The organism is Thermomonospora echinospora (assembly GCF_900108175.1).
Classification (GTDB): domain Bacteria; phylum Actinomycetota; class Actinomycetes; order Streptosporangiales; family Streptosporangiaceae; genus Thermomonospora; species Thermomonospora echinospora.
The window spans coordinates 340076-359664 of record NZ_FNVO01000005.1; the positions used below are offsets into that span (position 1 = coordinate 340076).

At 72.2% G+C, this 19589-nt stretch carries 15 protein-coding genes and 1 tRNA gene; 8 read left to right on the forward strand and 8 right to left on the reverse strand.

Annotated features, from left to right (window positions below; genetic code table 11):
* Nucleotides 1–9: 9 nt before the first annotated feature.
* From ilvA to C4U03_RS14725, 3 genes are read right to left on the reverse strand one after another with little or no spacing between them, the layout of a single operon-like run.
* Nucleotides 10–1227 carry a threonine ammonia-lyase gene (gene ilvA / locus C4U03_RS14715; RefSeq protein WP_103938304.1) on the reverse strand — a complete coding sequence of 406 codons (1218 nt, stop codon included), beginning with the start codon at nucleotides 1225–1227 and terminating at the stop codon, nucleotides 10–12.
* 54 nt (nucleotides 1228–1281) lie between these two features.
* Entirely contained in the window at nucleotides 1282–2226 is a 945-nt protein-coding gene (locus C4U03_RS14720) for an ROK family protein (protein WP_103938305.1), read from the reverse strand.
* Nucleotides 2223–3392 (reverse strand): FIST signal transduction protein, encoded by a 1170-nt coding sequence (locus tag C4U03_RS14725; RefSeq protein ID WP_103938306.1) that lies wholly within the window; start codon nucleotides 3390–3392, stop codon nucleotides 2223–2225. The genes C4U03_RS14720 and C4U03_RS14725 overlap by 4 nt, the downstream gene beginning before the upstream one ends.
* Nucleotides 3393–3546: 154 nt before the next feature.
* On the opposite strand from C4U03_RS14725, the gene C4U03_RS14730 reads away from it, so the two are divergent.
* From C4U03_RS14730 to C4U03_RS14740, 3 genes are all read left to right on the forward strand, one after another.
* Nucleotides 3547–4971, forward strand: a complete 1425-nt coding sequence (locus C4U03_RS14730) for a sigma 54-interacting transcriptional regulator (protein ID WP_200827242.1) — start codon at nucleotides 3547–3549, stop codon at nucleotides 4969–4971.
* Between the two features lie 90 nt (nucleotides 4972–5061).
* Entirely contained in the window at nucleotides 5062–7035 is a 1974-nt protein-coding gene (locus C4U03_RS14735; RefSeq protein WP_103938307.1) for a vWA domain-containing protein, read from the forward strand.
* A 34-nt stretch (nucleotides 7036–7069) separates the two neighbouring features.
* Nucleotides 7070–7606 (forward strand): hypothetical protein, encoded by a 537-nt coding sequence (locus C4U03_RS14740; RefSeq protein WP_103938308.1) that lies wholly within the window; start codon nucleotides 7070–7072, stop codon nucleotides 7604–7606.
* Nucleotides 7607–7609: 3 nt separating this feature from the next.
* On the opposite strand, the gene C4U03_RS14745 is transcribed toward C4U03_RS14740, so the two are convergent.
* Entirely contained in the window at nucleotides 7610–8596 is a 987-nt protein-coding gene (locus C4U03_RS14745; RefSeq protein ID WP_235017865.1) for an alpha/beta hydrolase, read from the reverse strand.
* A 94-nt stretch (nucleotides 8597–8690) separates the two neighbouring features.
* Nucleotides 8691–9839: a cystathionine gamma-synthase gene (locus C4U03_RS14750; RefSeq protein WP_103938309.1), complete on the reverse strand. Its 1149-nt coding sequence runs from the start codon at nucleotides 9837–9839 to the stop codon at nucleotides 8691–8693.
* A 157-nt stretch (nucleotides 9840–9996) separates the two neighbouring features.
* On the opposite strand from C4U03_RS14750, the gene C4U03_RS14755 reads away from it, so the two are divergent.
* Nucleotides 9997–12156 carry an MMPL family transporter gene (locus C4U03_RS14755; RefSeq protein WP_103938310.1) on the forward strand — a complete coding sequence of 720 codons (2160 nt, stop codon included), beginning with the start codon at nucleotides 9997–9999 and terminating at the stop codon, nucleotides 12154–12156.
* 403 nt (nucleotides 12157–12559) lie between these two features.
* Here the strand turns inward: C4U03_RS14755 and C4U03_RS14760 are convergent, their stop codons facing one another.
* Complete coding sequence (locus tag C4U03_RS14760) at nucleotides 12560–13927, reverse strand: cystathionine beta-synthase (RefSeq protein ID WP_103938311.1); 1368 nt, start codon at nucleotides 13925–13927, stop codon at nucleotides 12560–12562.
* Nucleotides 13928–14129: 202 nt separating this feature from the next.
* On the opposite strand from C4U03_RS14760, the gene C4U03_RS14765 reads away from it, so the two are divergent.
* From C4U03_RS14765 to C4U03_RS14780, 4 genes are all read left to right on the forward strand, one after another.
* On the forward strand, nucleotides 14130–15164 hold the full coding sequence (locus tag C4U03_RS14765) for an SGNH/GDSL hydrolase family protein (protein WP_103938312.1): 1035 nt from the start codon (nucleotides 14130–14132) through the stop codon (nucleotides 15162–15164).
* 117 nt (nucleotides 15165–15281) lie between these two features.
* Entirely contained in the window at nucleotides 15282–16601 is a 1320-nt protein-coding gene (locus C4U03_RS14770) for an outer membrane protein assembly factor BamB family protein (protein WP_235017866.1), read from the forward strand.
* Between the two features lie 153 nt (nucleotides 16602–16754).
* Complete coding sequence (locus tag C4U03_RS14775) at nucleotides 16755–17975, forward strand: acetyl-CoA C-acetyltransferase (protein WP_103938314.1); 1221 nt, start codon at nucleotides 16755–16757, stop codon at nucleotides 17973–17975.
* 186 nt (nucleotides 17976–18161) lie between these two features.
* Nucleotides 18162–18389 (forward strand): DUF4287 domain-containing protein, encoded by a 228-nt coding sequence (locus C4U03_RS14780; protein WP_103938315.1) that lies wholly within the window; start codon nucleotides 18162–18164, stop codon nucleotides 18387–18389.
* Between the two features lie 104 nt (nucleotides 18390–18493).
* Here the strand turns inward: C4U03_RS14780 and C4U03_RS14785 are convergent, their stop codons facing one another.
* Both C4U03_RS14785 and C4U03_RS14790 read right to left on the reverse strand, forming a co-directional pair.
* Entirely contained in the window at nucleotides 18494–19279 is a 786-nt protein-coding gene (locus C4U03_RS14785; RefSeq protein WP_103938316.1) for a Bax inhibitor-1/YccA family protein, read from the reverse strand.
* Nucleotides 19280–19369: 90 nt separating this feature from the next.
* Nucleotides 19370–19446: transfer RNA gene (locus C4U03_RS14790), tRNA-Leu, on the reverse strand.
* Nucleotides 19447–19589: the final 143 nt, after the last annotated feature.

Genomic DNA, 19589 nt, shown 5'->3' on the forward strand with positions numbered 1-19589 from the left:
CCGTAGGGCTCAGCTCAGTTCGAGGGTGTAGCCCTTGGAGCGCAGGCGGCCGAGAACCTCGTCGCAGTGGTCCGGACCCCGGGTCTCCAGCTGGAGGAGGACCTCGGCCTCCTCCATGTGCAGGCGGGCGGCCACGCGTTCGTGCATGACGTCCAGGACGTTCACGCCGAGTTCGGCCAGTTCGCGCAGGAGGATGACCAGGGCGCCGGGGCGGTCGGCGAGGCGGCAGCGCACGACCAGGTAGCGGCCGGCGCCGGCCAGGCCGTGGCGGAGGACTTTGGACAGCAGCAGGGGGTCGATGTTGCCGCCCGACAGGACGGCGACGACGGGCGGCTCGAAGGCGTGGGCGTGCTCCAGGAGGGCGGCCACGGCAGCGGCTCCGGCGGGCTCCACGACCTGTTTCGCGCGTTCCAGGCACAGCAGCAGGGCCTGGGAGATGGACTCCTCGGTGACCGTCACCACCGTGTCGACCAGCTCACTGACCAGGGCGTAGGTGAGCTCTCCGGGGCTGCCCACGGCGATGCCGTCGGCCATGGTCGGCCCGGGACGGATGTGCACCGGGTGCCCGGCGGCCAGCGACGGCGGAAACGCCGCGGCGCGCTTGGCCTGAACGCCGACGATCGGGACGCCCCCACCTGCGTGGGGCGCGCCCGCGGCCGCCACCGCGATACCGGCCGCGAGGCCGCCGCCGCCCACCGGCGTCACGATGGTGCGGACATCCGGGCACTTTTCGAGGATCTCCAACCCGATCGTGCCCTGGCCGGCAATGACATCCGGGTGGTCGAACGGATGGACCAGGACGGCCCCTTGCCTGTCGGCGTACTCCCTGGCCGCGATGAGGCACTCGTCCACGCTCGGGCCGGGGAACAGCACCTCGGCGCCGTAGGAGCGGGTGGCGGCGACCTTGGGCAGCGGGGCGCCCTCCGGCATGAACACGGTGGCCTTGCAGCCCAGCAGGGACGCGGCCAGCGCGACGCCCTGGGCGTGGTTGCCCGCGCTCGCCGCGACCACGCCGCGGGCCCGCTCGTCCTCGGTGAGCCGGGCGATCCTCACATAGGCGCCGCGCGCCTTGAACGAGCCGGTGCGCTGCAGGTTCTCGCACTTGAGCAGCACCGGGCCGCCCAGCATCTCCGACAGCACCCGCGAGTGCAGCAGCGGAGTCTCCACGATCACGTCGTGCAGCAGCTCACGGGCCGCACGTACCTCATCCACGCTGACGAGTGCCACGACGGCAGTGTAGGACCCGCCCGCGGCCCCGGGTGGCCGCGAGCGGGCGCGCCTTCAGTCCGCGCTCCAGTAGCGGTCGGCGGCGAAGACCAGGGCGGCGGCGCCGATCAGCCCGGCGGTCTGGCCCAGGGCGGCGGGCACCACCCGCACCTCGCGGGCGAAGTCCATCCGGGCGTGCGCGCGGAACGCCTCCTCCAGCGGGTCGAACAGCAGCGGTCCGGCCTGGGACAGCCCGCCGCCCACCGAGACCACCTCCAGGTCGCACAGGTGGGTGGCCGAGGCGATCGCCACGCCGAGCGCCCGCCCGGCCCGACGCATCGCGGCGGTCGCCACCGGGTGGCCACGGCGGGCGTCGTCGGCCAGCTCGACCCCGGTGACCTCGGCGCGGTCGGGCCGCCAGCCCTGCTCCTGCGCCCAGGCGACCAGGCCGGGGCCGCGGGCGACGGCCTCCAGGCAGCCCCGGCCGCCGCACTTGCACGGCGGCCCCTCGGGGTCGACGACCACGTGCCCGATGTGCCCGGCGTTGCCGCTGGCCCCGTCGATCAGGTGGCCGCCCAGGATCAGCCCGCCGCCGACCCCGGTGGAGACCACCATGCCGAGCACGTTGTCGCGGCCCCGCCCGGCGCCGCGCCAGTGCTCGCCCACCGCCATGCAGATCGCGTCGTTGTGGACACGGACGGGCAGGCCCGGATGGCGGGCCCGCAGCCGTTCGCGCAGCGGGAAGTCCCGCCAGGCGGGGATGTTGAGCGGGGAGACCTCGGCGGACGGCCAGCGCATCGGCCCGCCGCAGCCCACCCCGACACCGGCCAGGTCACCGCCGCCCGCCTCGGCCAGCAGCTTGTCCAGCAGCGCCTCCAGGCTGCGCCACAGGCCCTCGGCGTCCAGGTCGACCGGGGTCTGCATACGGTCGTAGTGGGCGATCCGCCCGCCCGGCTCGACCAGCGCGGCGGCCAGCTTCGTCCCGCCGATGTCGACGGCCAGCGCGAACACCGGGCTCATCCGCGACCCGCCGGGCCGAAGGCGAGGATGGAGGCGGTGAAGCCGTGCACGTGGTTGCGGCCGGAGACCGGGCCGATCTCGCCGGCGGCGAAGAATCCGCCGACCCCGGCCCGGCCGAAGATACGGTGCAGCAGCCGCACGTCGTGGTCGGAGCTGGGGAACATCGCCCGGCCCCGCCCGTTGCAGGAGAACAGCAGCGCCCCCTCGACCGGGGCGAGGTCGAAGCGCTCCAGCAGCTCGGCCAGGTCCTCGTCGGCGGCCCCGGCGTCACGGACCTGGAAGCGGACGGTCCGGCCGACCTCCACCACGTCGCCGATGGCGATGGCGCCGGTGTCGGTGTCGGCGCCGACCACCCCGCGCACCAGGAAGTCGCCGTGCTCGTGCTCCTCGGCGTACTCGTCCATGGCCACCCCGATCAGCAGCCCGCCGGCGGCCATCTCCTGCTCCTCCTCGGGCAGGGTGAGCACGATTTGCTCCAGCTTCTCCAGCGCGGGCATCCCGGCCAGCTCGTACAGCACGTTCTCGTCGGCCTTGGTGACCACCATGTCGGGGCCGATCGGGCGGGCGCCCTGGCTGACCACGGTGGCCGCGGTGACGGGACCGCCCAGCACCACGCCGACCGCCCCGTCGGAGAAGACCTCCTCGTTGAGCATCAGCCGGGTTCGGCCCGGGCCCTGGCCGCCGGCCAGCCCGCCCACCAGCGGCAGGCCGGGCAGCGCCTCGCCGGACCGCTCGACGAAGGCGTCCACCGGGAAGGTGTAGGGGTCGGCCAGCAGCATGCCGACCACGTCGTCGTCGCGGCCCTCCGGCATGCCGACGACCACCAGCCTGTCCTCGGCGCGCAGGGTCTCCAGCCGGAACTCCTCCAGCCGAGCCTCCGGCAGCACCCCCGCCCAGGCGCTGACCGCGCTGGCTTCCTCAACCCCGCGGTTGCCGCCGATCACGCCGCTGCCGTTGCAGCCGATCACAATGCGGGCGCCCGCGCCGGTGGCCATCCGCATGGCCCGGCGGGCCGCCTCCTCCACCGCGGCGGGGTCCTCGGAGCCGACGAACACGCACACAAGGTCGGGGGGTGCGGTGAGCGGTGCCAGCGCCTGCCGGACGGCCGACTCGGCGGCACTGGTCAGATCGGGTCCGAGGGCCAGGCCGTCACCGAAGCGCGCCATCGGCCTCCCCTCCCTCGCGCTGTCCCTGAATCCGGGTCATCCTTCGATTCTCCCCGTTCACCTGCCCGGTACCCAAGGTCCGCGGCGGTGCCGGCGGGTGGTTTTCCCGGGGAGCCGGTGCGAGTACGCCGGTCGGCGACGTACTGTCGATCTCGTGCCTTCTACAACGAACGAATCCGCGCCGGCCGACACCACCGTCGGCGCGCTGCGCGCCGACGGCCACCTCCAGCGGCCGGTGAAGGCCGAGATCAGGCACAACCTGCTGGAGCGGCTGAGATCCGGGCGTTCCCGCTTCCCCGGCATCGTGGGGTTCGACGACACCGTGCTGCCGCACCTGGAGCGGGCGCTGCTGGCCGGGCACGACATGGTGCTGCTCGGCGAGCGCGGCCAGGGCAAGACCCGGCTGATCCGCACCCTGGTGGGGCTGCTGGACGAGTGGACGCCGGTGGTGGCCGGCTGCGAGATCAACGACCATCCGTACGCGCCGGTGTGCGTGCGCTGCCGGCGGCTGGCCGCCGAGCTGGGCGAGGAGCTGCCGGTCGGCTGGCGGCACCGGGACGAGCGGTTCGGCGAGAAGCTGGCCACCCCGGACACCAGCGTCGGCGACCTGATCGGCGACGTCGACCCGATCAAGGTGGCCGAGGGGCGCACCCTGGGCGACCCGGAGACGGTGCACTTCGGGCTGGTGCCGCGCACCAACCGGGGGATCTTCGCCATCAACGAGCTGCCCGACCTGGCCGAGCGGATCCAGGTGGCGCTGCTGAACGTGCTGGAGGAGCGGGACGTGCAGATCCGCGGCTACGCGCTGCGGCTGCCGCTGGACGTGCTGCTGGTGGCCAGCGCCAACCCCGAGGACTACACCAACCGGGGCCGGATCATCACCCCGCTCAAGGACCGGTTCGGCGCCGAGATCCGCACCCACTACCCGCTGGCGCTGGAGGACGAGCTGGACCTGATCCGCCAGGAGGCGGCGCTGGCCGAGCTGGACGCCCAGGTGCCCGACCACCTGCTGGAGGTGGTGGCCCGCTTCACCCGGCTGGTGCGCGACTCGAACGCGGTCGACACCCGGTCCGGGGTGTCGGCCCGGTTCGCCATCGCCGGGGCGGAGACGATCGCCGCCGGCGCGGTCCGGCGGGCCGCGCTGACCGGGGAGCGGGAGGCGGTGGCGCGGGTGTGCGATCTGCCCGCCGTGGTGCCGACGCTGATGGGCAAGGTGGAGTTCGAGGTCAGCGAGGAGGGCCGCGAGCAGGAGGTGCTGGAGCACCTGCTGCGCCGGGCCACCGCCGAGACCTACCGCCGCACCCTGGGCGCCGCCGACCTGAGCGGGCTGCTGGAGAAGTTCGACGCGGGCGACAGCGTGGAGTCCGGGGAGCTGGTCCCGGCCACCGAGCTGCTGCGCCGGATCGGGCAGGTCCCCGGGCTGGCCAAGCTCGTGCAGCGGCTGGGGATGTCCGGGGAGTCGCCCGGCCAGGCCGCGGCCGCCCTGGAGTTCGCGCTGGAGGGGCTGTTCCTCACCCGCCGGCTGTCCAAGGACGTCTCGCAGGGCGGGGCCGACGGGACCGCCACCTACCGCACCTGAGGACGTGACGGCGATGAGCCGACATCCGGCCCGTGGCGCCTACCACGACAGGCCGTACCCGCACCGCCTATCGGATCGGGGGACATGGCGATGAGTCGTTATCGGTACGGTGCTTATCACGACGGGCCGGATCCGCTGGCCCCGCCCTACGACATCCGGTCGGCGCTGGACGCCATGGGCGACTCGGTGCTGGAGGGTTCCAGTCCCGGTGAGGCCCTGCGCGAGCTGCTGCGCCGGGGGCTGCCCGGCGAGCAGGGCGACCGGTCCCGGCGGGGGCTGGACGACCTGTTGCGCCAGGTGCGGGAGCGGCGGCGGGCGCTGCGCGACCGGGGCCGCCTGGACGGCACCCTGGAGCAGGCCCGCGCGCTGCTGGACACCGCGATCGGGCAGGAGCGGGCCGAGCTGTTCCCCGACCCGAGCGACGAGGCCCGGCTGCGCGAGGCCGAACTGGACACGCTGCCCGACGACACCGCGCAGGCGATCCGGCGGCTGTCGGACTACGACTGGCGGTCGGACGCGGCCCGCGCCACGTTCGAGGAGCTGCGGAACCTGCTGCGCCGCGACGTCCTGGACGCCCAGTTCCAGGGCATGCGAGACGCGCTGGCCAACTCGGACCCGCAGGCCATGGAGCGGGTCAAGGACATGATGGCCGCGCTGAACGCGATGCTCGACGCCGACGCCCGCGGCGAGCACACCCAGGCCGACTTCGACGACTTCATGCGCGAGTACGGGGACTTCTTCCCCGACGCCCCCGCGAACCTGGAGGAGCTGGTCGACGCGCTGGCCCGGCGGGCGGCGGCGATGGACCGGCTGATGGCCTCGCTGAGTCCCGAGCAGCGCGAGGAGCTGGCCGGGCTGATGGCGCAGGCGATGGAGGACGCCGGGCTGGCGATGGAGATGACCCGGCTGGGCGACGCGCTGCGGGCCCGCCGCCCCGATCTGGGCTGGGGCGTCCCGGAGCGGATGACCGGCGAGAACCCGCTGGGCGTCAGCGACGCCACCACCGCGCTGGCCGAGCTGGCCGACCTGGCCGAGCTGGAGGCGGCGCTGGCGCAGGACTATCCGGGCGCCCGCCTCGACGACATCGACGAGGAGGCGGTCCGCCGGGCGCTCGGCCGCCGGGCGGTCGACGATCTGGCCGAGCTGCGCCGGATCGAGGCCGAGCTGGAGCGGCAGGGCTACCTGCAGCGCAAGGGCGGCAACCTGGAGCTGACGCCCAAGGCCGTGCGCAGGCTGGGCGAGACCGCGCTGCGCCGGGTGTTCGCCCATCTGGACGGCGGCCGGCGCGGCGACCACGACCAGCGGGACGCCGGGCAGACCGGCGAGCTGACCGGGGCGTCGCGGGAGTGGCGTTTCGGCGACGAGCAGCCGCTGGACGTGGTCCGCACCGTGAGCAACGCCATCCGCCGCAGTGCCGCCGCCCCCACCGGGGACCGGTCGGTCCGGCTGGCGGTGGACGACTTCGAGGTGCTGGAGACCGAGCGGCGGACGGCGGCGGCGGTGTGCCTGCTGGTGGACCTGTCGTACTCGATGGTGCTGCGCGGCACCTGGGGGGCGGCCAAGCAGACCGCGCTGGCCCTGCACTCGCTGGTCACCGGCAAGTATCCGCAGGACGCCATCCAGATCATCGGGTTCTCCAACTACGCCCGGGTGCTGCAGCCCACCGAGATGGCCGGGCTGGACTGGGACATGGTGCAGGGCACCAACCTGCACCACGCGCTGCTGATCGCCGGACGGCACCTGGACCGGCATCCGGACTTCGAGCCGATCGTGCTGGTGGTCACCGACGGCGAGCCGACCGCCCATCTGCGGCCGGACGGGCGCTCGCTGTTCGACTACCCGCCGTCCCGGGAGACGCTGACGCTGACGCTGGCGGAGATCGACAAGATGACCCGCCGGGGCGCCACGATGAACGTGTTCATGCTGGCCGACGACCGGCGGCTGGTGTCGTTCGTGGAGGAGGTCGCCCGGCGCAACGGCGGCCGGGTGTTCGCCCCGGACGCGGGCCGGCTGGGCGAGTACGTGGTCAGCGACTATCTGCGGATACGCCGCGGCCACCGGTGAGGGAGGGTCGCGCCCTGCTGGGTAGGGTTCCGGCATGTCGACCTCCGACCGCCTGCTGCTGATCCTCCATGTCGGCTTCGCGATCTTCACGCTGGGGCCGCTGACCGCCGCGACCATGGCGACCCCCCGCTACATCCGGCACCGGAATGTGGGCGTGCTGCGCTATCTGCACCGGGCCACCCGCCTGTACGGGCTGCTGACCCTGGGCATCTTCCTGTTCGGGCTGTTCCTGGCCAAGGGGCAGTTCGCCCAGGTCTGGCTGTCGGCGTCCATGACGCTGTTCATCGTGGCGATCGGCCTGCTGCTACTGGTCGAACGCGACCAGCGCAGGGCGATCCACCTGCTGGAGGTGGCCGCCGCGGAGGGCGTCCAGGCCCCGGCGCCGGCCGCCGGGAAGGTCCGCGGGCCCGAGGAGCAGACGGCCACCGCCACTGAGCCTGAGACGGCGCCAGCCCCGGCCCCGGCCCCGGAGATCGCGCAGGTGGAACGGGGCCGGATCGCGGCGATCTCCGGTGTGATCGCGCTGCTGTGGCTGGTGATCCTGATCCTGATGATCTGGTACGGCCGGTAGTGCTCAGCCCTTGGCGACCGAGTCGATCCAGGCGATGACCGACTCCCGCAGCCGCTCGTCGTTCAGCAGCGTGCCGCCGTGCGCGTCGCCCGGCACGGTGCGCACCGTGACCGGGACCCCGGCGGCCCGCAGCGCCTCGGCCAGCCCTTCGCTGTGGGACACCGGGACGAACTCCTCGGCGCTGTGCACCAGCAGCATGGGGGCGTCCCCGGCGCCGGCGTGCGCGGCCGACGAGGCGTCCTCCAGCCGGTCGAGGCACTCGGGGGCGCCCTCGTCGGGCGAGCATCCCACCAGCATCTGCACCGCGTGCCGCAGCTTGACTCTGGGGTAGTCGGCCCCGGCCAGGCCACCGTCCTGGTAGGCCTGGGAGGGCGAGACCACCGGGGACAGCGCGACGACCCCGCGGACGCGCCGGGCGCCCTCGCCGTAGGTGCCCAGCTGGGTGGCCAGGTGACCGCCTGCCGAGGAGCCCAGGACCACGATGCGCGACGGGTCGAGGTTCCACCGGTGGGCGTGGCTCCTGATGTAGTCCAGCGCCGCCTCGACGTCCTCGCGCTGCGAGGGCCACCGCGAACTCGGGATGAGCCGGTAGTTCGCCGAGAAGACCACGTACCCGCGGGTGACCAGCCTGCGGGCCATGTACCTCCAGGACCCCTTGTCCCCGGACATCCAGTAGCCGCCGTGCAGGATCAGGACCGCCGGCCGGGGGGCCGCGTCGTCCGGGCCGGAGTCGCGCCAGTAGGCGTCCAGCTTCTGGCGGGCGCCCTTGCCGTAGGAGTAGGTGGCGGTTTTCGGCGGTAGCGGGGTGACCATGACGGCCCGCGCGGTCACCCCGACGCCGCCGCCGGGATTCGTCTGTACGGTCCCGCGCCCCGGCGTGACCGGGGCGTTCACGGCCGGGCCGGGCTCCGTGTGAGCCTCGGCCGGAACGGCCACGGTGGACAGCGAGGCCGCGGCCAACGCCGTACCGAACACCAGCACCTTGCGCACCAATGCCACCTCCGAGGAGGAACCTAGCGCAATCCCGGCGGAATTTTGACCTTGTCCAGATCAAGATCGACCGCCGTGGCCGGTGCCTGCCCGGTCAACCGAGTGCGCTCCGCAGATCGGCCAGCAGGTCCTCGACGTTCTCGATGCCGACCGACAGCCGCACCAGATCGGCGGGGACCTCCAGTGGAGAGCCCGCCGCCGAGGCGTGCGTCATGCGTCCAGGATGCTCGATGAGCGACTCCACACCGCCCAGCGACTCGCCGAGGGTGAACAGTTCGGTGCGCTCGCACACCCGCACGGCCGCCTCCTCGGAGGCCATCCGGAACGACACCATCCCGCCGAACGCCCGCATCTGCTTGACGGCGACCTCGTGCCCGGGGTGGTCGGGCAGCCCCGGGTAGAGCACCGTCCGCACCGCCGGGTGGCGGGTCAGCATGTCCGCCACCGCGACGGCGTTGGCGCAGTGCCGGTCCATCCGCACGCCCAGCGTCTTGATCCCGCGCAGCGTCAGCCAGGCGTCGAACGGGCCGGCGACCGCGCCCATGGCGTTCTGGTGGAAGGCCAGCCGCTCCCCCAACTCCGCGTCGGAGGTCACCAGCGCGCCGCCGACCACGTCGGAGTGGCCGCCGAGGTACTTGGTGGTGGAGTGCACGACCACGTGGGCGCCCAGGTCCAGCGGGCGCTGCAGGTAGGGGGAGGCGAAGGTGTTGTCGACCACCAGCAGCGCCCCGGTGTCCCGGGCGACGGCGGCCAGCGCCTCGATGTCGGCCACGCCGAGCAGCGGGTTGGTCGGCGTCTCCACCCAGATCGCCTTGGTGTCGGGCCGGACGGCGGCCCGCACCGCGTCCAGGTCCCCCAGCGGCACCGGGTCGTAGGCGACCCCCCAGCGCTCGTACACCTTGGCGAACAGCCGGTACGTGCCGCCGTAGGCGTCGTTGGGCACGATGATGTGGTCGCCGGGCACGCAGAGGGTGCGCAGCAGCGCGTCCTCGGCGGCCAGGCCAGAGGCGAACGCCAGCCCGCGCACTCCCCCTTCCAGAGCCGCCAGGCACTCCTCCAGCGCCGTGCGCGTCGGGTTGGCCGAGCGGCTGTACTCATAGCCGCCGCGCAGCCCGCCCACGCCGTCCTGCTTGTACGTGGAGACCTGATAGATCGGAGGTACCACCGCACCGGTCGTGGGGTCGGGTTCCTGCCCCGCGTGGATGGCCAGTGTCTCGAAGCCCTGTTGAACGTCCTTGTCCATGAAACACGAGGTTAGTAGGCCCTCTCCCCTCCTGGAGGAGGAGGTGCTCCCTCCCAGGTATCACTTCGGATTTCCCCGCCCGGACCGACTCGCACCATTGATCTGACCCGTACCGTTCTGGGGGTAATCAACAAAGTTCCCACTAAGGAAGGCGCGGATGTTCGCTGCACTGGCACGCGTCGTCGTAAGACACCCGTGGTGGACGATCGCGGCCTGGCTGGTCGCCGCGGCGGTCATCATCGGGCTGTCCCCCAGTCTTGAAACCGAATCCGACCAGGGCGAGTTCCTGCCCTCCGGGTACGAGTCCGTCCAGGCCGCGGAGCTGGCCGAGAAGGCGTTCCCGCAACAGGCGGCGATGACCGCACTGATCGTGGTGCAACGCGGCGACGGCGGGCAGATCACCCCGGCCGACACCGCCAAGGTGACCCGGGCGGCCCAGAACCTGACGGCCAAGAAGTACCCGACGGTCCAGGGGTTCGTGACCGGGCCGCAGGCGGTGGCGCCCAACAAGGCCATCCAGCTGATCAGCGTGCCGATGGAGGCGGCCACCGGCGAGGCCGCCAAGAAGCAGAGTCAGGCGATCAAGGACATCCGCACCCAGCTGCCCAAGGAACTGGGCACCGGGCTGCAGGCCAAGGTCGGCGGCGAGGTCGCCGCGTTCGTCGACAACGAGGACTCCTTCACCGATTCGTTCAAGATCATTTCCATTGCCACCTTCGCGCTGATCATCGGGCTGATCCTGCTGATCTTCCGGGCCCCGCTGGCGGCGGTGCTGCCGATCGTGGTGATCTTCGCCACCGAGATGGTGTCGATGAAGCTGATCGGCGCCGCCTCCAAGCTGCTGGACTTCTCCGGTGACGACAGCCTGCAGATCATCCTGACCATCGTGCTGTTCGGCGTCGGCGCCGACTACTACCTGTTCCTGCTGTTCCGCTACCGGGAGCGGCTGCGGGCCGGCGATGACAAGAAGACCGCGCTGATCGTCGCGGTGGAGCGGGTCGGTGAGGTCATCACCTCCGCGGCGGCGGCCATCGCGGCCACCTTCCTGGTGCTGATGCTGGCCTCCTTCGGGATCTTCGCCGCCTGGGGCCCGTCGCTGGCCATCGGCGTGCTGGTGATGGGCATCACCTCGCTGACGCTGTTCCCGGCCATCCTGTCGCTGCTGGGCACCGCGGTCTTCTGGCCGTCGAGGTCGTGGAGGAAGCAGCCCAAGGCCACCACGTCGGCCCGGCTGGGCCGGCTGGTCGGCGCGCGCCCGGCCCTGGTCGCCCTCGGCTCGGCCGCCCTGCTGGTCGCGCTGGCCGTCGGGGCGATGAGCTTCAAGTCCGACTACGACTTCCAGTCCAGCTTCCCGCAGGACACCGAGTCCGCGCAGGCCATGAAGGACCTGCAGAAGGGCTTCCCGGCCGGTCAGAACACCCCGGTCCAGGTGATGGTCCAGTCCACCGACGGGCAGCCGCTGAGCAAGGCCGAGCTGGACGCCTTCGGCCAGCGGGCCATGAGCCTGCCGGGCGTCGGCGGGGTTCAGCCCGCCGAGCGGAGCAAGGACCCCGCGGTGGCCCGGGTGAACCTGGTGCTCAAGGGCAACCCGGTCGACAACGACGCGGTCAACCTGGTCAAGAACGAGCTGCGGCCGGCCGTCCACGACGTCGCGCCACAGGGCACCAAGGTGCTGGTGGGCGGCGAGACCGCGATCTACGGCGACATCAACAAGGTGGTCAACCGGGACCTGTCGGTGATCCTGCCGGTCGCCGGGGTGCTCATCGCGCTGATCCTGCTGGCGCTGCTGCGCTCGGTGGTCGCGCCGCTGTACCTGGTCCCGGCGGTGCTGCTGGGCTTCGCCGCCACCCTGGGTGCCGCGGTGTACGTCTTCCAGGGCCTGATGGACAAGCCCGGCGAGATCTTCCACCTGCCGATCATGCTGTACCTGTTCGTGCTGGCCATCGGCACCGACTACAACATCCTGATGACCGCCCGGCTGCGCGAGGAGGCCAAGGAGGGCAACGAGCCGCGCAAGGCCGCCGCGCTGGCGGTCGAGCACGGCGGCCCGACGGTCGCCGCCGCCGGGCTGATCCTGGCCGGCACGTTCTCGGTGATGCTGCTGGCGAAGGTCTCGATGCTGCAGCAGATGGGCTTCTCCATCGCGCTCGGCATCGCACTGTCGGCCTTCGTGATGGCGATCTTCCTGGTGCCGGCCGTCACCGCCCTGCTGGGCCACCGGGCCTGGTGGCCGGGCCACGGCGACGAGCCCAAGACGCCCAAGGCCCCACCGGCGTCCGACGACCGGTTCGCCCCGGAGACCGCCGGACACCGCTAGAGCCGCCGGGGCGCGGCCGGGCGGCACAGAGAGCCGCCCGCGCAGGCCGCCCGCCCGCGCCCCGGCACCCGACATGAGAAGGGCCCGCGTTCTCGCGGGCCCTTCCCCTTTCCCCAAGCCTTACAGCTCCCCCACCCCAGACCTCGCACCCCTCCGGTACCGAAGACCACCCGCGAGCGGTACTCCAAAGACCCTGCACCTTCGGCCTTGAAGACCACCCGCGAGCGGGCCCGCGCGGTCTGGACTGAGGAGCGGTGAAGATCGCGAGGAACGAGCGATCTTCACCGCGACGAGGGAAGACCGCGCGTCCCCAGGCCCGCTCGCCGTCGCGGCGAAGCCGCGACCATAAGCACGCCCGCGAGCCGTCGCGGCGGAGCCGCGACCATGAACACGCCCGCGACCATTAACTCGCGAGGTAGGCGAGCAGATCCTGGCGGGTGATGAGGCCGGTGGGCTTGCCGTCGTCCAGGACCACGGCGGCGCCCGCCTTCTCCAGGACGCCGACGGCCTTGCTGACCGGGTCGCCGGCGCCGACCATGGGCAGCGGCTCGGCCATGTGCACATCGAGCTGGTCGGCGAGCTTGGCGTGCCCGCTGACCAGGGCGGACAGCAGGTCGCTCTCCCGGATGGCGCCGACCACCTCGGCGGCCATGACGGGCGGCTCCTCCTTCATCACCGGCAGCTGCGAGACGCCGTACTCGCGCATCACCGAGATCGCCGCCTCCACCGTCTCGTAGGGGTGGACGTGCACGAACTGCGGCAGCCCGGAGTTCTTGCGGGCCAGCACCTCGCGGATGCGGGCCTCCTCGGTGGGGGTCGACAGGAAGCCGTAGCTGGCCATCCAGTCGTCGTTGAAGATCTTGGACAGGTAGCCGCGCCCGCCGTCCGGCAGCAGCACCACGATCACGTCGTCCGGGGCCGCCCGCTCGGCCACCCGCAGCGCGGCGACCACCGCCATCCCGCAGGAGCCGCCGACCAGCAGCGCCTCCTCGCGGGCCAGCCGGCGGGTCATGGTGAAGGAGTCCTTGTCGGAGATCGCCAGGATCTCGTCGCAGACGTCGCGGTCGTAGGTCTCCGGCCAGATGTCCTCGCCGACGCCCTCGACCAGGTAGGGACGGCCGGTGCCGCCGGAGTAGACCGAGCCCTCCGGGTCGGCGCCGATGATCTTCACCCGGCCGCCGGAGACCTCCTTGAGGTAGCGGCCGGTGCCGCTGATGGTGCCGCCGGTGCCGATGCCCGCCACGAAGTGGGTGATGCGGCCGTCGGTCTGCTCCCACAGCTCCGGGCCAGTGGTCTCGTAGTGCGAGCGCGGGTTGTGGGGGTTGGCGTACTGGTTGGGCTTCCAGGCCCCGGGGATCTCGGCGGCCAACCGGTCCGACACCGAGTAGTAGGACTCCGGGTGGTCGGGGGCCACGGCGGTGGGGCACACCACCACCTCCGCGCCGTAGGCCCGCAGCACGTCGATCTTGTCCTGGGCGACCTTGTCGGGGCAGACGAACACGCAGCGGTAGCCGCGTTCCTGCGCCACGATGGCCAGGCCGATGCCGGTGTTGCCGGAAGTCGGCTCGACGATGGTCCCGCCGGGGCGCAGCCGCCCGGAGGCCTCGGCGGCGTCGATCATCCGGACCGCGATGCGGTCCTTGACTGAGCCGCCGGGGTTGAAGTACTCGACCTTGGCCAGCACCTGGGGGGCCAGTCCCTCGGTCACCTTGCGCAGCCGGACGAGCGGGGTGTCGCCCATCAGCTCGGTCAGCGAATCATGAACACGCACGGTCGACGTCCTTGTCGGATCGGGGCGCGAAGAGATGTTGCGCCCACGTTTCCACACCGTGCACCTGCGATGCGCAGCACGCACGGTCGGATAGATTTCTCTACCTGACGGTAGCCGACAACAGCGTACGAGGGGATCACACCTTCACAGGGTCGTCACGCCGTGTGATCGACACGGCTGGCTGGGACGGGGCGGGTGAGCGATGCTGAGGGCACTGACGGCGCGGCGGATCGCGACGGCGGCGGTCTACGGGGGCGGCGGCATCACCGCACTGGGCGGGCTGACCTTCGGCCTGGTCGTACTGGAGGCCAGGCTCGCCCGGCGGATCATCCAGGCCACCCCGAACGGGGACCCGCCGGTGGCCGACGGGCTGTACGGTGCGGCGCTGCCCGGCGAGCCGGTCTCGTTCGCGGTGCTGGGCGACTCCACCGCCGCCGGGCTGGGCGTGCACCGGCCGGACGAGACCCCGGCCGCACTGCTGGCCACCGGGCTGTCGGCGATCGCCGGCCGGCCGGTGCGGCTGACCAACGTGGCGCGTTCGGGGTCCCGCAGCGAGGTGCTGGACGGCCAGGTCACCCAGGCGCTGACGGCCCGGCCGGACATCGCGGTCATCATGATCGGCGCCAATGACGTGACCGCTCGGATCCCCCCGGCGGTGTCGGTGCGCCATCTGGACGACGCGGTGCGGCGGCTGCTGGCGGCCGGCTGCCAGGTGGTGGTCGGTACCTGCCCGGACCTGGGGTCGGTCGAGCCGCTGATGCAGCCGCTGCGCTGGATCGCCCAGCGGGCCAGCCGGCAGTTGGCCGCCGCCCAGACCATCGCGGTGGTGGAGCGGGGCGCCCGTTCGGTGTCCCTGGGGGACCTGCTGGGACGGGAGTTCGCCGCCGAGCCGGGCGAGATGTTCTCCAAGGATCGTTACCATCCGTCTGCGAGAGGTTACGCCGCGGCGGCCATGGCGCTGCTACCGTCGATGGCGGCCGCGCTGGGGCTGGAGCCCGAGGAACCCGAGCTGATGCCCGATCCCAGCCGCGGCGTAGGCGTCCTGCCCGTCTATCTCGCGGCGGCCGAGGCCGCTGAGGAGCCCGGCATGGAGGTGGCCGGCACCCGGGTCGCGGGCCGTGAGCGCGGTCCCCGGGGCCGTTGGGCCACCCTGCTGCGGCGCCGCGGCGCGCCGGCCGACGACGAGGCCGACGGTCCGGCGGCCGAGGTGGCGCCGGGTCCGACGGGCGCCATCTGACCGGCGCCCGTACCCCGGGCGACGTCCGACCCAGCAAGCGTCCCGCAGACCCCCAGGAGTCAGCCCATGGTCCCGCACGCCATCTTTCGACTACCGTCCGCAGTCAGTTCTGCACGATTGGCCATCGGGGCCGTGCTGCTGGGCACCGCGGGATGCACCGGCAGCGCCGGCGGCCATGTCGCCGAGACCGTCGCGGCCTGGTCGGACACCTCGGTCAACGCGGTCAGCCGGCCGATGAGCCGGGGCGGTGTCACGGCGGTGACCGGGCTGCGGCCCGACGGCCGGCTGGAGACCGCCGTATACGACCTGGCGACCGGCCGGCGCCGGTGGTCGCAGCCGGCCGCGATGGCCGGGCGGCTGCCGGGGATGGGCGTCCAGCCGCCCGCGGTGGCGGGGCCGGCCCGGGCGCCGGTGGTGGCCGCCCTGGAGCCCCGCGGGTCCGGACGGGGGCGGGCGACGCTGGTGGTCCGGGACGCGCGGACCGGCGCGCAGCGGTGGACCAGGCCGGTGGACTCGACGTTCGGCCCGGTGCGCTGCGGCCCGCAGCTGTGCATGTCGGAGTTCACCACCGCGAGGAACGCCCGGTTCGTGGCGCTGGACTCCGCCACCGGCCGCACCCTGTGGAGCATGCCGGGGGTCGCCGAGGTCGAGGCGTCCGACGAGCGGCGTGCGGTGGTGTACCGGATGGCCCGGCATCCGGTGCTGGAGAGCCGTGATCTGCGGACGGGCCGGACGCTGTGGTCGTTCCCGGTGGAGCGCGCGGTGGGTGAGGGGGTCGCGCTGTCCGGCGGCTGGTCGTTCACCGCCCTCGGCGACACCATGGTCGGCTATCTGGCCCCCTATCAGGAGGCCAAGGGCCGCCCGCTGTCGGCGTTCGGGTTCTTCGGGCTGCGGATGGCCGACGGCAGGCCGGTGTGGACGCGCAAGCGGCTGCTGCGCGTGTATCCGGGCGCCAGTCCCGCGGTCTCGTTGATGGCCCGGGAGGTCGATGCCAGGGGCGGGTACGGCGGCTTCGCGCAGCTCGACCCGCGCACCGGCCGGACCATCGCGCGGGTGCCGGCCGACCGGGCACCCAGGACGGCGTGGTGGCTGGCCTTCCCCGACGACCTGTCCAAGCTCGGCTTCCTCTCCCAGAACGGCCGGGGGACAGCGTTCGACCTGCGGCGCGGGGCCGAGGTGCCGGCACGCGGCCTACGCGCCTGGTCGTTCTGCACGGTCAACCCCGCCGAGCTGCGGATCGAGGGGCACCGCGGGTTCTACCCGATCGCCCCGCTGTGCGCCTACGACCTGGGCACCGGGCGCAGGGTGGCCGACCCCGGCCCGCCGCCGGCCTGGTACACCGGCGCGGTCGACGGATGGCGGGTGTGGCGGGACGAGCAGGGGGTGCTGCACGCTGTGCGCGACACCACCACGACGATCCCCGGAATGTACGGCTGACCAGGCCGGTTTCGGTACGTGACGTAAGCGTGCACTTATTGGATGAAAGGGTCAATAAAGCCCCACCCCGACGTGTGCGGAACGGGCGGCAGCGACTAGGTTGCCCTTATGACCGGACAGTAACACCGGTCGCCGACCACAAGGGAGACCGATATGCCCGAGGCCGTCATCGTCTCGACCGCCCGTTCGCCGATCGGACGCGCGTTCAAGGGGTCGCTGAAGGATCTGCGCGCCGACCTCCTGACCGCGCAGATGGTCACCGCCGCGATGGCGAAGGTGCCGCAGCTGGGCGCCGACGACATCGACGACCTGCTGCTGGGCTGCGGGCTGCCCGGCGGCGAGCAGGGCTACAACATGGCCCGCGTGGTCTCGGTCCTGCTGGGCTGGGACCAGGTGCCCGGCGCGACGATCACCCGTTACTGCTCGTCCTCGCTGCAGACCACCCGGATGGCGATGCACGCGATCCGGGCGGGCGAGGCCGACGTGATCGTCTCGGCCGGGGTGGAGATGGTCAGCCGCTTCGCCAAGGGCAGCAGCGACGGCCTGCCCGACACCAAGAACGAGCTGTTCGCCGACTCCGAGGCGCGCAGCGCCAAGGCCGCCGAGGGCGGCGCCGGGGTCTGGCACGACCCGCGCGAGGACGGCCAGATCCCCGACGTCTACATCGCCATGGGGCAGACCGCCGAGAACGTGGCCTCGCTGCGCGGCGTCTCCCGGCAGGCCCAGGACGAGTTCGGTGTGCGCTCGCAGAACCTCGCCGAGAAGGCCCTGGCCAACGGGTTCTGGGAGCAGGACATCACCCCGGCGATCCTGCCCGACGGCAGCACCGTGACCAAGGACGACGGTCCCCGGCCCGGCACCACGCTGGAGAAGGTCAGCGGGCTCCAGCCGTCGTTCCGGCCGGATGGCACGGTGACCGCCGCCAACTGCTGCCCGCTCAACGACGGCGCCGCCGCGGTGATCGTGATGAGCGACACCAAGGCCGCCGAGCTGGGCATCACCCCGCTGGCGCGGATCGTGTCCACCGGGGTCAGCGGGCTGTCCCCGGAGATCATGGGCCTGGGCCCGGTGGAGGCCTCCCGCCGGGCGCTGGCCCGGGCCGGCATGACCATCGACGACATCGACCTGGTGGAGATCAACGAGGCGTTCGCCGCCCAGGTGCTGCCGTCCGCCGAGGACCTCGGCGTGGACATCGACAAGCTGAACGTCAACGGCGGCGCCATCGCGGTCGGCCACCCGTTCGGCATGACCGGTGCGCGGATCACCAGCACGCTGATCAACAGCCTGCGCTTCCACGACAAGCAGTTCGGGCTGGAGACCATGTGCGTGGGCGGCGGCCAGGGCATGGCCATGGTGCTCGAGCGCCTGAGCTGACGCCACGCCGCTGCCACCGGTCCGACGGGCCCGGCTCACCGAGGCGGCCCGTACGTCGTGCGGGCCGCCTCGCCGTCACCAAGAATGATCTACGTTACGGATTGGATAGGTCCCCGTTAGGGGGTTGTCACTTTGTGAGCCGTGTTGCAGAGTCAACAGGAAGAGCCCTGCGACCTGGAGGTGCCGATGTCACTGAGCCACTCGCCGGAAACGCACACCAAGCTCCTCGCGCGCATCCCAGCGGTCACGGGACGTGACCTCCCCGAGTGGTTCGAGACCATCGAGAACGGGCCGTCGTTCCTGCGCTGCACGGAACGTTCACACTGGCTGGCCGACGAGCACGGGATCTCGCACGGCTACGCCACCGCCCTCGTCCGGGAGCACGAGCGCACCCGGCGCCTGCGTCACTACTAGCGCGGGCGTGCCCCGCCGCGGACATGAGTCGGCCCCCGCCGGATTCCGGCGGGGGCCGACTCATGTCACCTCGCGAGTGTCGCCTCGCGAGCCGGTCGCGCGGGCTAGTCGCGGAAGTACGACAGCAGCCGCAGCAGCTCCAGGTAGATCCACACCAGGCTCAGCACCAGGCCGAACGCGCAGTACCAGGCGAACTTCTCCGGGGCCCCGGCGCGCACCCCCTGCTCGATGGTGTCGAAGTCCAGCAGCAGGAAGAAGCAGCCGAGCAGGATCGCCACCACGCTGAAGGTGATGCCCATCGGGCCGTTCTCCCGGATCCCGATGCCGGTGTCGTTGAACAGCGAGATGACCAGGTTGACCAGCATCAGGCCGACCATGGCGAAACCGGCGGCGACGACGAACCGGGTCAGCTTGGGCGTCACCCGGATGACGTGCAGCGAGTGCACCGCCAGCATCGCGGCGAACGCCAGCGCGGTGCCGATCACCGCCTGGAGGACCACTCCGCTGTAGAGCGTCTCGTAGTAGTGGCTGATCGCGCCCACACCGACGCCGTACAGACCGGCGAACGCCAGCACGAGCGGCGCGTTGGCCTTCTGCCCGAAGCTGATGAACATCGCCAGCCCGAACTGCAGCAGGAAGGCGACCACGGCCACCGCCAGCGCCGTCTGCAGCGGGACGAACGCCCAGGTCAGCGCTCCGGTCAACACCAGGGTGCCCAGCGCCAGGAAGCTCTTGACGACCACGTCGTCGTAGGTCATCGTGCGCTGCGCCGGCGGCGTGTACGCCGGCTGGTTGTACATGTCCTGCAACATCTGCGGGGTGGGCGCCTGCCCCTGACCCATGTGCTGGCCGAAGCGGTCGCTCCGGAAGGCGGGGTTCCGGCTGTCCATGTTGGCCTCCGAACTACACAGTCGTTCGACAAGTGTAGACGTCGCAGCGGCCCGCAGAGTTCCCGGGACGTGACGGGTCGGTATCGATGCTGGTGCCCCCGGTCGGATTCGAACCGACACCAAAGGCCCTTTTAGGGGGCCCGCCTCTCCCGTTGGGCCACGGGGGCGGCGCCAGCCTATCGAAACCGACGGGAAAGAAACGCGCTCCGATATTGGACCGAGACCGGCTTTTGCCCATTCCGGGTCCAGCTATTTCCTAAAGCCTGGCGAGTCCCCGCAATTCACCCACGTTCCGGGGCCGGCGAAGGCC